This is a genomic window from Sphingomicrobium aestuariivivum (genome assembly GCF_024721585.1).
In the GTDB taxonomy this organism is placed as follows: domain Bacteria; phylum Pseudomonadota; class Alphaproteobacteria; order Sphingomonadales; family Sphingomonadaceae; genus Sphingomicrobium; species Sphingomicrobium aestuariivivum.
Genome location: NZ_CP102629.1, coordinates 1,393,942 through 1,407,194, shown reverse-complemented (window position 1 = coordinate 1,407,194; position 13,253 = coordinate 1,393,942). Strand labels below are relative to the sequence as shown.

General features: G+C 68.2%; 11 protein-coding genes. 2 read left to right on the top strand and 9 right to left on the bottom strand.

The genetic code is table 11. From position 1 onward, the window contains the following. Positions 1–10: 10 nt before the first annotated feature. Positions 11–631, bottom strand: coding sequence for a TetR/AcrR family transcriptional regulator (locus NUW81_RS07260; protein ID WP_245111935.1), 621 nt, complete (start codon positions 629–631; stop codon positions 11–13). A gap of 150 nt (positions 632–781) precedes the next feature. On the opposite strand from NUW81_RS07260, the gene NUW81_RS07255 reads away from it, so the two are divergent. Next, complete coding sequence (locus tag NUW81_RS07255) at positions 782–2,818, top strand: alpha/beta hydrolase family protein (protein ID WP_245111934.1); 2,037 nt, start codon at positions 782–784, stop codon at positions 2,816–2,818. Positions 2,819–2,897: 79 nt separating this feature from the next. Here NUW81_RS07255 and NUW81_RS07250 read toward each other — a convergent pair whose 3' ends face one another. The 7 genes from NUW81_RS07250 to NUW81_RS07220 form a co-directional block, all read right to left on the bottom strand. Continuing rightward, positions 2,898–3,191: an EF-hand domain-containing protein gene (locus NUW81_RS07250; RefSeq protein ID WP_245111930.1), complete on the bottom strand. Its 294-nt coding sequence runs from the start codon at positions 3,189–3,191 to the stop codon at positions 2,898–2,900. Between the two features lie 73 nt (positions 3,192–3,264). Continuing rightward, the gene (locus NUW81_RS07245; RefSeq protein ID WP_245111928.1) at positions 3,265–3,753 is read right to left on the bottom strand and encodes an EF-hand domain-containing protein; all 489 of its coding nucleotides are present in this window, start codon (positions 3,751–3,753) and stop codon (positions 3,265–3,267) included. Between the two features lie 54 nt (positions 3,754–3,807). Then, complete coding sequence (locus NUW81_RS07240; protein WP_245111925.1) at positions 3,808–4,656, bottom strand: MipA/OmpV family protein; 849 nt, start codon at positions 4,654–4,656, stop codon at positions 3,808–3,810. Between the two features lie 74 nt (positions 4,657–4,730). Continuing rightward, a complete protein-coding gene (locus tag NUW81_RS07235; RefSeq protein WP_245111923.1) occupies positions 4,731–6,458 on the bottom strand; it encodes a DUF4261 domain-containing protein in 1,728 nt (575 codons plus the stop codon). A 110-nt stretch (positions 6,459–6,568) separates the two neighbouring features. Beyond that, the gene (gene fdxA / locus NUW81_RS07230; RefSeq protein WP_245111921.1) at positions 6,569–6,907 is read right to left on the bottom strand and encodes a ferredoxin FdxA; all 339 of its coding nucleotides are present in this window, start codon (positions 6,905–6,907) and stop codon (positions 6,569–6,571) included. A gap of 103 nt (positions 6,908–7,010) precedes the next feature. Further along, positions 7,011–7,253, bottom strand: a complete 243-nt coding sequence (locus NUW81_RS07225; RefSeq protein ID WP_245111918.1) for a S4 domain-containing protein — start codon at positions 7,251–7,253, stop codon at positions 7,011–7,013. A 44-nt stretch (positions 7,254–7,297) separates the two neighbouring features. After that, positions 7,298–9,850: a helicase-related protein gene (locus NUW81_RS07220; RefSeq protein WP_245111916.1), complete on the bottom strand. Its 2,553-nt coding sequence runs from the start codon at positions 9,848–9,850 to the stop codon at positions 7,298–7,300. A 173-nt stretch (positions 9,851–10,023) separates the two neighbouring features. Between NUW81_RS07220 and NUW81_RS07215 the strand changes: the two genes are divergently transcribed. Further along, positions 10,024–11,337 carry a M23 family metallopeptidase gene (locus tag NUW81_RS07215; RefSeq protein WP_245111914.1) on the top strand — a complete coding sequence of 438 codons (1,314 nt, stop codon included), beginning with the start codon at positions 10,024–10,026 and terminating at the stop codon, positions 11,335–11,337. 178 nt (positions 11,338–11,515) lie between these two features. Here NUW81_RS07215 and NUW81_RS07210 read toward each other — a convergent pair whose 3' ends face one another. Beyond that, complete coding sequence (locus NUW81_RS07210) at positions 11,516–13,204, bottom strand: ATP-binding protein (RefSeq protein ID WP_245111912.1); 1,689 nt, start codon at positions 13,202–13,204, stop codon at positions 11,516–11,518. Positions 13,205–13,253: the final 49 nt, after the last annotated feature.

Below are 13,253 nucleotides of genomic sequence, written 5' to 3'. Positions count from 1 at the left end.
CGCTTGGCAATCAGCGCTGCTGGCCCTGCTTCTCGCGCAGGGCCTTGAGGCCCGCGGCGGTCATGAGGGCGACCTCGTCGCCGAAATGGGTGGGGTCGCGCTCGAGCCGCTGCATGGTCCAGGTCTGGGTGAGCTTCTCGGTGAAGCCGGTGATCATCGCCTGGAAGAAGGTGGCGGGCAGGAGTGGCAGGCGGCCGGCCTCGAAATGGGGCACTGCCCAGGTGATGACGGGCACCTCGATCTCGTGCGCGAGGTCGCGCCAGATTTCGCCATTCTCGCGCAGCCAGTCGCTGTCGTTGAAGGCGGCGACGAGGCGCGAGAAGCGCTGCGGGTTGGCGACCTGCCATTCGAGCGCGGCGCGCGCGCCCTCGCCGAACGCATCGCAAGGATCGCCGTCATGGTCGAGGATCGCCTCGGCCACGCGGCCGAGATAGGCGAGCCGTTCGCGCGCGAAAATCTCGGCCACCACCCCGTCCTTGGAGCCGAAATGGTGGAAGATCGAGCCATTGGAGACGCCCGAGCGATCGCGGATGTCCTTGATCGTCACATCGGCGATGCCGCGCTCCATGAGGAGGTCGGCGGCGGCAGCGAGGACGCGCTCGCGGGTGGTCTTGCTACGCGACTGAACCATGCGCGCATCAAAGCGGGGGGCGGGTCGGATGTCACCCTTTTTATGGTTACGGAATGATGACGCGCGGCCTTTGGGCGATGGTTGCCTTTGCGCGATCCTTGCTTAGGGTGGCGCGCAATCGAAACGACCAGGGTCACGAGGAGAGAACGCTTGACCAAAATCCGTCTTACCGCTGCCGCCGCATTGGGCGCCATGATCGTGGCGAGCCCCGCGCTTGCCCGCCCGATGACCCCCGAGGACGTCGCCAAGCTCCAGTCGGTCGGCGCGATCGCGCTCGGCCCCAATGGCGAGGTCGCCTACATGCAGGGCGGGGCGCCCGACATCCTCTCGGGCGAGGACAATGGCAGCTATGACGCCACGCTGATGGTCGCCACCGCGCCGGGCGAAGCGAAGGCCTATCTTCCCGAGGGCATGAGCGCGGGCAACATCGCCTTCTCGCCCGACGGCGAATGGCTCGGCTTTACCCACAAGGGCGAAGATGACGAGGAAACCGGCGTCTATGCCGTGCCGATCGCTGGCGGTGCCTACAAGAAGATCGCCGCGGTCGAGGGCACCAATGTGCGCGACTTCGTCTGGGGCCCGGGCGGCCGCACCGTCTACATGCTGGTCGGTGCCGGCGAGGACGACCAGCGCGAGAAGGAATCGAAGAAGGGCTTCAATTCGATCGTCTACGAGGAAGAGGCGCGCGCGCCGCGGCTGTTCCGCGCCAACCTGATGGACGATGACGTTGACGCCGAGCCGACCGCCATCGCGCTGCCGGGCTTCGTCAACAGCTTCGACGTGTCGAGCGACGGGCGCTTCATCATCGTCGGCACCCAGCCCACCCCGCAGGTCGACGACACCTATGTGAAGCAGCGGATCAACATCATCGACCTCGCCTCGGGCGGCATCACCGAGGTGAAGACGCCGGGCAAGATCGGCGATGCCGAAATCTCGCCCGACGGCAAGAGCCTGACGCTGATCGCGGGCGTCGATATGAATGACCCCGCCGAGACCACGCTGCACCTCGTCGATGTCGCGACCGGCGAATATCGCGCGCTCAACGCCGGCGCGCCGGAAGCCGCCGTCGATGCCGAATACCTCGGCAATGGCGACATCGCGGTGGTGATCCACCAGGGCGTCGACAGCCTGCTGCGCATCTACAATGGCAACGGCCGCATGAAGCGCGAAATCCCCGCCGACGGCATGGCGCTGTCGGGTGTCGAAGCAGAGGGTTCGACCGTGGTCGTGCGCGCCTCTGCGCCGACCCATCCGAGCGAACTGTTCAGCCTGTCGCGCAGCAGCTTCACCCGCTGGACCAATTCGAACGACTGGCTGGGCGACATCACCTTCGGCAACCAGCGCGCCTACACCTATACCGCGCGTGACGGCCAGCAGGTCGAAGGCGTGCTGATCGAGCCGGTCGGCGGTGCCCCCGAAGGCGGTGCGCCGCTCATCCTCAACGTCCATGGCGGTCCCGAAGCGCATGAATCGAACGGCTGGGTCACGGCCTATTCGAAGCCGGGCCAGGTCGCGGCGGGCAAGGGCTATGCGGTCTTCCTGCCCAACTATCGCGGTTCGACCGGTTACGGCACGGCCTTTTCCAAGCAGCACCAGGGCAATTATACCGATCCCGAATTCACCGACCTCGTCGATGCCAAGCGCGCGCTGGTCGCCGACGGCATCGCCGATGGCGACCGCACCGGCATTACCGGCGGCAGCTATGGCGGTTACGCCTCGGCGTGGGGCGCGACCTACAATTCGGACGAATATGCAGCGTCCGTGATGTTCGTCGGCATCTCGAACCAGATCTCGAAGTTCGGCACCACCGACATTCCCTATGAGATGTACAATGTCCACTCGCGCGCCTGGCCGTGGGACGACTGGCAGAAGATGCTCGAGGTCTCGCCCATCTATCATGTCGACAAGGCCGAGACGCCGATCCTGATCATGCACGGCGCCGAGGATACGCGCGTCGCGCCGAGCCAGAGCTACGAGCTCTATCGCTCGATCAAGGTGCGCAAGCCCGAGACGCCGGTGCGGCTCGTGCTGTTCCCGGGCGAGGGTCATGGCAACCGCCAGGCGGCGGCCAAGTATGACTATAACCTTCGCATGATGCGCTGGTTCGACACCTATCTCATGACGGGTGACCGCAAGGCGCCGATGCCGGCCTCGCGTCCGGACCTGCCAGACAGCATCTTCGAATAAGCGAAGAGGTCTCCGGACAAGAAAGAGGGGCGCTTCCCGTGTGGGAGGCGCCCCTTTTTCGTTGCCGGTCCGGCCGGTGCTACGGGTGCATGGCCATGAGCTCGTCGCGGTCAAGCTTGCCGTTGCCGTCCTTGTCGAGCACGGACATGGCGGTGCGGGCCGTAGCGCGCACCTCCGCCTCGTCCATCGTGGCGTTGTCGGGGTTCTCGTTGTTGAGCGTGGCAGTGAAGCTCAGGAGGGCAAAAAGCTCCTCGCCGTCGAGCGCGCGATCGCCATTGCCGTCGAACAGGTTGAGGACGCCGTTGACCTGTGCCTCCGCGTCGGAGGGCTGGGCGGCAAGCGCTATGGCGATGGCGGCCAGAACGATGGTCATCGGGCCTACTCCTTCACGAACATGCGGTGGAGCCTGTCACAGGTGATGGCTGCCGTCAAAACGGCGCGGTCCCCTAGCGGCCGACGCGGCCGTTGCCGGTGGGGGCGCGGGCGGCCGGCGCGCCCGCGTTGCGGCGCTCTTCCTCGCTCAAGCGGCCGTCGCCATCGGTATCGAGCCGGTCGAAGATGGCGAGCTGGCCGTTGCGGAACTCGGCCTGGCTGACCGTGCCGTCGCCATCGCTGTCGAAGCGCTCGACGGCGGTCTCGCTGTCGGGGGTGACGCGCGGCGTGCGCATGAGGGCCTTGAATTCCTCGAAATCGAGGCTGCCGTTGCCGTCCTTGTCGAGCGCGTCGAAGCGCTGGCGCTGGTTGCGCGCGATGGCCTCGCGCATCGCCTCGGCGCGGCGGGAGGCGGCGACTTCCATCTCGGCGACATCGAGCGCGCCATTGCCGTCGGCATCGAGGCTGACGAAGCGGCTGTCGAGCTCGGTAGCGAAGCGGTCGCGGGTGGTCGCGGGGGTGTCCTGCAGGGCAAGCGAGGCGAGGAGGATGGTGGACAGCATGATGCTTCCTTTCGTGACGTGACTGGCCCCGAGAGTAGGGCGGAGGCGGGATGACTAGAAGGTGTAGCCGATGCCGCCGCCGCCGAACCACTGGTCGGCCGAGCCGCGGTCGGCGACGAGCGGACTGTCGGCGGCATCGCCCATGAGGCGGGTGTAGCTGACAAGGCCGAACAGCGCCCAGCCTTTGCGAAGGTCGCCCTCGAGGCTGTAGCCAAGGACGAAGGTGCCGGTGGCGGACTTGAGGCCGCCGTCGGGGTCGTAGGGGGCAAGTTCGCCCACATCGATCGCGGCGAGATCTTCGGCGAACACGCCGAAATAGGTGTCCATGTAATCGTCGGCGACGAAATCCATGCTGGCGCCGAGGCTGGCGAAGGCGCTGCGCGACAAGGGCGTCGAGAAATCGACCGCGGGCGAGATGATGGTCGAGCCGTGCGCGCCGTTGACGTCATGGGTGACATCGAGGCGGGCGGTGAGCGTGTCAAAGGGGTTGGTGAGCTGGCGCACCTGGACGCCGGCAAAGCCGCCGAGCTCGATCGCGGTGCCGGTCTCGGGCAGCAGCGCGACGATGGGATCCTCGACATCGTCGCCGCGGCCGAAGCGCAGGCCGGCAATGGGGCCGGCGGTGAAGCTGACCTTCGCGTCACTGTCGGGCACGACGTCGACATAGAGCTTGAGCCCGCGGGTCAGCATCTCGACATCGCCGAAGTCCGCGCGGAAGGCCGCGCCCGGAATGAAGCGGTAATCGTCCGAGCCCTGGTAGTCGGGCCCGGTGAGGATGCCGACGCCGACGGTGATCGAGGTCGACGGCATCTCGACGTCGGGAATGCGCGTCTCGGCATCCTCGACCTGCGCCATGGCAGGACTGGCGGCGAGCAGGAGCGGAAGCAAGGCGTAACGGTACATGGAAGTCCCCCGGAAAATGGTTCGGAGAACCAAGCGCGCGCGACCCCGATCGGTTCCGTGCGGCTGTCCGGGGGTCAGAGGCCCTTGCGTCCGAACCCGCCGGTGCGGCGACCGAAGATGGGGCGCGGTTGCGGCGTCGGGGTGGCGGCGGGGGGTGCGGGCGACGGGGCGGGGGCGGGGCGCCGCAGGCCGCCCGCGCCGAGCGGCGAATCCCCCTTCGGCGGATCGTGACGCGGGCGCCAGCGGCCGTCGGGACCGCGGATCTCGAAGCGCAGCGCGGGGACGGGTTCGGCGCGGCCGTGCGCGTCGCTCATCACGTGGAAGGCGCGGGCGAGGGGTTCCTCGTCCACCTCGGACTTGATGGTGTCGCCATCGCCCATCACCGGGCCCTTGATGAGCAGGTAGCGTTCGATGAGGTTCAGCTGTTCGCCGACATGGGCGATGGTGCCGGGGGCATCGAGGATCTCGAGCTCGCGGCCGATGAAGGGCAGCATGCCTGCCGAGGAGACAGAGATGCGGCCTTCCTCCTGCGACGGGAAGGCGTGCCAGATGAAGGTCTTGATCGACACCTCGCCCTGCGCCAGCGCGCCGACCAGATCGGGGATCATGTCGTCGGTGAAGAAGCTGGCGGTCGCGGCATTGTAGACGCCGACGAGATTGCCGCGATCACCCTGCGGCATATGCGCGATCGCCATCATCATGACCATCGCCTTGGCGGCCTCGCGCACGGCGGTCCAGTCGGCGCTGGTCGGGTCGAGGTCGGCGGTGATGGTGGCGTGGCGCGTGTGGCGGCGCAGGCGCGCCATCGTCTCGCCCTCGGTCGCGCCGAGCGAGCGGTCGAGCCCGAGTTCGACCATGTAGGCGGGCAGCGGGAAGGCGTGGTTGGCGAGCGTGATGGTCGCCTCGCGCCCCGTGGCGGTGAGGCCGCCTTCGGTCGTGGAGACGGTCCAACCGCCGTCGGGATCGATGACGCCCAGCCCCTCGGCCAGCTTGGCCGTGTCCACGGCAACCGGCTGGTCGGCGAGGAGGACGAGGGTGGGGAGCCGGTCGGCGCGCACCTGTTCGTCGTGGAAGGCGGGGAGCTGGCTGAAGTCGTACATGCTGGCGAGGCCGTCGAGGCCCTGCGAGGTCATTGCCTCGATGAAGCCCTTTTCGCTGGCGGCAAGGCCGAGGACATTGGCGCCGAGGATCGCCCCGCGGACCTGCGGGCTGCGGTCGTCGAAGGGCATGCCGCGCAGGTTCGATGAATGGCCGAGGCCGGGCGCGGGCGGGTTGCCGTTGCCGGTGGGGATGGCGGATGGTTCGGGCGCGGCGGCGGGCGCCGGTGCGGCAAGCTCGCTGGCGGGGCGGCCCATGGCGGGCGAGAGCTTGGCGATCCGCTCGCCGCCGAGGACGAGTTCGGCCAGCTTCACGGCTTCCTTGACGGTGAGCCAATTGTCGCTGCCCGGCACGCGCAAGAGGGCGTGGTCGCGGTCGACGAAGGCGATGGTGATGGCGGCGATCATCGCGATGCGCTCGGCAAGTCCCTCGTCATCGGTGGTGGGATGATGGATCGCGATCTTCTGCGCGTGCGGCGGAAGGCCGGTTTCGTCGCCATGATCCTCGCGCACCTCCATGAACAGGGTGGTGCCGCCACCGCGGCCCGCGAGCAGCAGCGGCGGGCTGAACAGCGGGGCATAGCCTTCAGAGCCGTCATCATCCTCGCCGATGGTCCAGGTGAAGGGAGGGACCTGCTTGGCCAGCGTGCTGGCGAGCGCGTGGGCGGGGCACTTCTTGGGCCGCGAGAAGAGGATCGTGATCATGACGCAGGTTTAACGAGCAAAGCGTCAAAGCGCGGTTAACGGCGCTTTTCCGGGCATGAAAAAGGCGGCCACGGGGGCCGCCTCGATCATAACCGTGAAGGGACGAAGGCTCAGTCGCCTTCGCCGGCCTCGGGCGAGAAATATTTCTCGAACTTGCCCTCCTCGCCCTTGTGCTTGTCGGCGTCGGGGAACTCGTCCTTCTTGGTGGTGAGGTTGGGCCATTCGGCGCTGAACTTCGAGTTGATCTCGAGCCACTTCTCGGTGTCGGGCTCGGTATCGGGCAGGATCGCCTCGGCGGGGCATTCGGGTTCGCACACGCCGCAGTCGATGCACTCGTTGGGGTTGATCACCAGCATGTTCTCGCCCTCGTAGAAGCAGTCGACGGGGCAGACCTCGACACAGTCGGTATATTTGCAGCGGATGCAGGCGTCGGTGACGAGATAGGTCATGGGGCGGTTTCCCTATGGTGAAAGTCTTGTTGGCCCCTCGCTAAGCAAGGGCGGGGGCGGGCGTCAACGGTGGAACGACTGATGCGAGTGGTTCGCATTTTCATCAATAGGCCGGCGGGGCGTTGCGTCCGGTCCCGTCGAGGCGGCGATAGCAGGCCTCGGCCTCCGACGGCGGGCCGCGCCGGACGGGCAGGTCGAGGATCTCGAGAACGCGGACATCGCCCGACAAGGGCACGGTGATGACCTGTCCCGGTGCCACGGGGCAGGAGACCTTTTCCACGCGGCGACGGTCGATGCGCACGCGGCCTTCCCCGATCAGCTTCTGTGCCCGCCCCCGCGTCTTCACCAGCCGGAGCCGGCAGAGCAGCGTGTCGAGGCGCAGCGTCGGGTTCAGCGCTTCAGTCCTTTCAGCGCATCGGCAAAGGCATTGCCGGGGCGCGGGGCCTTGGCGCGGTGGCGCTTGGCATGGGGGTGGGGTTTCTTGGCGCGGCGGCCCTTATATTCATAGCCCGCCTTGCCCGGCTGGAAGCCGAGGTCGGCCATGAGGCGGCGCACCGCCTTGTCGTGGAGGCCTACCGAGGTGGCGAGCGCGACGTCGAGCGGGTCGGCGTTGCTGCCCTTCGAGCCCATCGCATGGGCAGCGAGGCGGTCGGCAAGGTCGATGCGCAGCCATTGCGGGCCGACCTTGCGATAGGCGAGACGCGCACCCTCGCGGTCGAGGGTGGCGTCATCCTCGAGGACCGAGGCGCCGGGACCGGGCAGGCGCGGCATGGTGCGGCCCTCGCGGATGGCGAGGAGCATGGCGCGCATTTCCTGCGCCTTGGGTTTCATCAGCGTGGCGATGAAGACGTCGAGCGGGCCGAGGCGCACGCGCAGCTGGTGGAGGCGCGAGCGGGCGGGCTTGTCCAAGGCGGCGATGGCGCTGGCGAGGCTTTTTCGCGGCAGGTGGCCGCCGGCATCGGCGAGCATGGCGGCGATGGCGCGCACGCTGCCCGGCGTTTCGGCTTCGGTCGCGGCATCGGCGAGGCGGCGCAGCGGCCCGAGATGCGCCTCGATCTGGCGGTCGAGCCATTGCTCGAGGCGGGCGCGGAGCGCGGCGCGCTGGGGCGCGGAGAGGCGGTCGAGCGCGCGCACGGTGCGCAGCGCGGGCTCGGTGAGCGAGCGGCCGGGGGCGAGGCGGGCGAGGAGCTGTCCGTCCCAGCCGACGCCCAAACGGTCGCCATCCTCGACGAGGGTGAAGGCGCTGTCGGGGCCATCGATGAGCCCCTGTGCGCGGCGGGCAAGCTCTTCGCCCAATCGTCGCTCGGCGGCAGCGAGCAGGAGGCGCTTGTCGTGGGCGCGCGCGAGCGGGTCGACGGTGAATTCGAAGCCCATGAGGTGCCCGATGGGCTCGGGACCGACCGACACCTCGCCATCGGCGGCGACGGTGACGGGCAGCGCATCGGCCCCCGTCGCGCCAATGTCGCGCACCAGCATGGCAGTGCGGCGGTCGACGAAGCGCTGGGTGAGGGCGGCGTGGAGCGCGTCCGAGAGGCGCGCCTCCACGGCCTGCGTGCGCTCGGCCCAGCGCTTGGGGTCCTTCAGCCAGTCCGAGCGCTGGGCGATATAGGCCCATGAGCGGATGCCCGCGAGGCGGTCGGCGAGGGTTTCGATGTCGCCCATGACATGGTCGAGGCGATTGACCTCGGCGTTGAACCAGTCCTGCGAAATATGGCCGCCGTCGGAGATGTAGCTGTAGATGCGGCGCACCATGCGGGCGTGGTGGGTGGCGCCGACCTTGCGGAAATCGGGCAAGCCACAGCAGGCCCACAGGCGGCGCGCCTGCCCGCCCTTCAAATGCGCGATGGCGGGGTCTTCGGCGAGATGCTTGAGGACAGCAAGGTCGATCGACAGCGGGGCGAGCCGCAGCATCGGGTCGTCGGGGCGCCGGTCGAGGCTGGCGATGAGCGCATTGACGTCGGTGAAGTCGAGGTTGGCATTGCGCCAGTAGACATTGTCGAGCGGCTTGAAGTGGTGGCCCTCGATGGCGTGGATTTCCTCGTCGGTGAAGGAGGAGGGGTCGTTGTCGCCGACCCCGAGGCTGCCGAAGCTGCCGTCGGTCTGGTGACGCCCCGCGCGCCCGGCGATCTGCGCCATTTCATGGATGTGAAGGCGGCGCTGGCGCTGGCCGTCGAACTTGGCGAGGCCGGCGAAGGCGACATGTTTGACGTCCATGTTGAGGCCCATGCCGATGGCGTCGGTGGCGACGAGATAGTCCACTTCGCCGCGCTGGAAGAGGTCGACCTGCGCGTTGCGGGTGGCGGGCGAGAGCGCGCCCATGACCACGGCGGCGCCGCCCTTGAAGCGCCTCAGCATCTCGGCGAGCGCATAGACCTGCTCGGCGGAGAAGGCGACGATGGCGCTGCGCGGGGGCAGGCGGGTGAGCTTGGAGTGGCCGGCGTAGCTGAGCGTCGAGAAGCGCGGGCGGGTCACGATCTCGGCTTCGGGGAGCTGCTCCTCGATGATGGGCCTGAGGGTGGAGGAGCCGAGGATCAGCGTTTCTTCCCGCCCCCTGGCCCGGAGCATGCGGTCGGTGAAGACGTGGCCGCGCTCGGGGTCGATGCCGAGCTGCGCCTCGTCGATAGCGGCGAAGGCATAGTCGCGCGGCAGGTCGCCGGGATCGCCGGGCAGCGCTTCGTCGGTCGGTACCGGCATGCTCTCGGCGGTGCACAGCACGTAGCGCGCGGTCGGCGGCACGATGCGCTCCTCGCCGGTGACGAGGGCGACCTGTTTCTCGCCCTTGATGGCGACAACGCGGTCGTAGACCTCGCGCGCGAGGAGGCGCAGCGGGAAGCCGATGACGCCCGATGAATGGGCGCACATCCGCTCGATCGCCAAGTGGGTCTTGCCGGTGTTGGTGGGCCCCAGGATGGCCCGTACTAGACCGCCGTCGGGTCGGGACATGGGATGCAGCATGATCGAGCGGGCAGGCCGAGGCAAGGGGGCTGGGACTCGGCTCGTCGTATATGCGGCGGCCGTGTCTTGGCGGTGCCATCAGCACTTCTTAACCATGATGCGGCAAAAGGGCAGGAACACGAGTCGTGAACCTCGGGCAAAGGGAGCCGATGGGACATCGCATGAGACAGACGGGTGGCGGCAGTAGCGGCTGGCGGATCGCCGGCGGCATGGCCGCGCTCGCGCTCGTCGCGGCGGTGCCCCTGTCTGGCGCGATGGCCGACGATGCCGCGCTGACGCCCGGTCCCGACATGGCCGCCGAGCTGGCTGCCGCGGGCGTGACGAGCGCCGAGCGCGGCGCGCTGTCGGGACGGCGCATGGTCGCGGGCGAGAAGGTGACCATGCTCGAGAAAGCGCCCGAACGCGCGTTCCGCGAACTGGTCGCGCGGGTCGGGGAGGATGGCGGGCTCGAGGCGAGCCTTCGCCGTGCCGGCGTGCCGCGCGGCGATGCCGAGGTCGCGGCGCAGGCGATCGAGGCGTCGGCGGACATGACGATCGCCGCGGGCACGCGGGTCGATATCCGGCTGGGTGCCAAGGCGGGCGGCGGCGTCCGTCCGCTCGAGGCGTTGAAGCTGCGCGCGCGCGATGACCTGTCGATCTCGCTGACGCGCGAGGCGGGCAATTTCATCATCCGCCGCGAGGCCATCGGGGTCGAGGTGACCCCGCAGCGCCTCTCGGGCCGCGTCGGCGACGGGCTCTACTGGGCACTGCGCGGGGCGGGCGTGACCCCGCGCGCGGCGCAGGACTATCTCAAGGCGATCAGCAGCGCGATCGACGTTGGCGAGGTCGGCCCCGCCGACCGCTTCGACCTCGTCATCGAGCGGCGTTCGAGCGCCGACGGTAATGCGAGCGCGGGGCGCCTGCTCTATGCGGGGCTCGAGCGGTCGCGCGGCGAGGATGTCGCGCTGATGCACTGGCAGGTCGGCGGCGAGGCGCGCTGGCTCGATGCCGCGCGGCTGGAACCGCAGGCCGAGGGCATGATCTGGCCGGTCGCGGCGCGCATTTCCTCGGGCTTCGGCATGCGCCGCCACCCGATCCTTCGCTACAAGCGCATGCACAAGGGTATCGATTTCGCCGCGCCGCACGGCACGCCGGTGCAGGCCGCCGCCGATGGCGTGGTGATCCGCTCGGGTCGTGCGGGCGGGGCGGGCAACCAGGTCCGCATCCGCCATGCCGATGGCACGGTCACGAGCTACAGCCACATGTCGCGCCTCTCGGTCGCGGTGGGCACGCAGGTGCGGCAGGGCGATGTGGTCGGCGCGGTCGGCTCGACCGGCCTGTCGACGGGCCCTCACCTCCATTACGAAGTCCACCAGGGCGGCCGCGCGGTCGATCCGCGCTCGGTCGAGCTGGTGGCGCGCGCGCCGCTGGGCGGCGAGGCGATGGACGCGTTCAAGGCGCGCTACGCCGAATATCAGGCACTGCCGGTCGGGTAGCGACAAGGTCGCCTTTGGGAATCGGTCCGGCTGCGGGATGGCAGCGTCCTGCCGCGCGCGGGTCTCGGGCCATTAAAAAAGCCGGGCATCGAGCCCGGCTTTTTCGTCCTGATGCCCGGATCAGCAGGCCAATCCGTGGTGAGGCGCGGGAAAGGTCCCCCGGACCTTCCCCGCAGACTCACTTGCCGTGGCCACGCCAACGCTTCACGACGCGCGAAATAATCCCTTCCTCGTCGCCGACGTCGCGCCACATTTCGGCGAAGCTCGGGTCGGACGAGGCGGGGCGCTTTTCGGCTTCGAGATTGTCGAAGCTGACGCGGATCGGGATGTTCACGCCCTCGCCGCAGACGATCACCTCGCGGTTGCGCAGCGCGGGGATGGCGTCGAGGAAGCCGCGCGCGCCTTCGGGCATGGCGGCACGCACCATGTCCTGGTCGCGCTCGTTGTTGAGGCGCATGGAGAGGATGGTGCCGCACTGCGACAACACGCCCTCGGCCAAGTCGGACGGGCGCTGGGTGATGAGGCCCAGCGACACGCCATACTTACGGCCTTCCTTGGCGATACGCTCGAGGATGCGGCGCACCGCCTGGCCCTTGCCGACGTCGGTTTCCTTGGGGACGTAGCGGTGCGCTTCCTCGCAGACGAGGAGGATGGGGCGCAGCGTCTCGGTGCGGCTCCAGATGGCATAGTCGAAGACCATGCGCGCAAGCACCGAGACCACCGTCGAGGTGACTTCGGAGGGAACCCCCGAGACGTCGACGATCGAGATGGGGCGGCCGTTGGCGGGCAGGCGGAACATCTTGGCGATGAACTTGCCCATCGTGTCGGACACCATCATGCCCGAGAACATGAAGGTGAAGCGCGGGTCGGCGCGCAGTTCGTCGAGCTTGTTCTTGATGCGCTTGTAGGGGGTGGCATCGCCGGCGCGGTCCAATTTGCCCATCTCGTTGACGAGGATCTGGTTGAGATCGGTCAGGAGGTAGGGGATCGGGCTGTCGACGGTGACCTTGCCGAACTGGTCGGCCATCTTGTTGCGGCTGCGCGCTTCCAGAAGGCACTTGGCGAGGATGTCCTCGTCGCGCTGGCGCTCCGAATCCTCCGAGGTGAGCAGCACTTCGCAATGCTCCTCGAAGTTCATCAGCCAGTAGGGCAGCTGGAGGTTGTCGACGTTGAAGATCTCGCCGTGGTTCTTGAACGCGGCCGAATATTCGCCGTGCGGGTCGATCATCACGATGTGGCCCTCGGGGCTGGCATCGCAGATGCGGTGGAGGATGAGCGACACCGAGGTCGACTTGCCCGTACCGGTCGAACCCAAGACGGCGAAGTGCTTGCCGAGCATCGGGTCGACATAGAGCGCGCCGCGGATGTCGTCGGTCGGGTAGACCGTGCCGATCTCGATATGCGGGCGGCTGTCGGCCGCGAAGACGCTGCGAAGGTCGCGGGTGGTCACGGGGTAGACCTCGGCGCCGGGGATGGGGAAGCGGGTCACACCGCGCTTGAAGCCCGACAGGCGCCCGTCGCTTTCGCGATTGCCCTCGCCGAGAAAGTCGACGTTGGCAATGACCTTGCCACTCTCGCCCGCGCGCATGGTGCGCACGTTGGCGATGAGCCAGTTCTTGCCGACGCTCATCTTGACCTGGCTACCGACCTGCCCCGACAGGCGCAGCGCGGGATCTTCCTCGTCGGCGAGCTCGTGGAGCCGCGCGGCGTCGATCAGGATCGCCGAGGAGGAGCCGGCGATCTCGGCGACATGGCCGATCGGTGCCTGCTCGACCTGCGGTGCCTCATGCGCGCCGCCGGGGCCGTCGCCCTCGGCGTAGCTTTTGAGTTCGCTCAGAAATTCATTGAGGTTCGATTGTTCACTCATCGCCCCGTCCCGCCTTTTCTTAACCTATGCGAAGTTTCTTCGCTTCTAC

What these genes read in the sequence shown, in the direction of transcription:
- NUW81_RS07250 (WP_245111930.1), bottom strand. Translation starts at nt 3,191, where the DNA reads ATGACCATCGTTCTGGCCGCCATCGCCATAGCGCTTGCCGCCCAGCCC.
- NUW81_RS07235 (WP_245111923.1), bottom strand. Translation starts at nt 6,458, where the DNA reads ATGATCACGATCCTCTTCTCGCGGCCCAAGAAGTGCCCCGCCCACGCG.
- NUW81_RS07220 (WP_245111916.1), bottom strand. Translation starts at nt 9,850, where the DNA reads ATGTCCCGACCCGACGGCGGTCTAGTACGGGCCATCCTGGGGCCCACC.
- NUW81_RS07210 (WP_245111912.1), bottom strand. Translation starts at nt 13,204, where the DNA reads ATGAGTGAACAATCGAACCTCAATGAATTTCTGAGCGAACTCAAAAGC.
- NUW81_RS07260 (WP_245111935.1), bottom strand. Translation starts at nt 631, where the DNA reads ATGGTTCAGTCGCGTAGCAAGACCACCCGCGAGCGCGTCCTCGCTGCC.
- NUW81_RS07240 (WP_245111925.1), bottom strand. Translation starts at nt 4,656, where the DNA reads ATGTACCGTTACGCCTTGCTTCCGCTCCTGCTCGCCGCCAGTCCTGCC.
- fdxA (WP_245111921.1), bottom strand. Translation starts at nt 6,907, where the DNA reads ATGACCTATCTCGTCACCGACGCCTGCATCCGCTGCAAATATACCGAC.
- NUW81_RS07215 (WP_245111914.1), top strand. Translation starts at nt 10,024, where the DNA reads ATGAGACAGACGGGTGGCGGCAGTAGCGGCTGGCGGATCGCCGGCGGC.
- NUW81_RS07245 (WP_245111928.1), bottom strand. Translation starts at nt 3,753, where the DNA reads ATGCTGTCCACCATCCTCCTCGCCTCGCTTGCCCTGCAGGACACCCCC.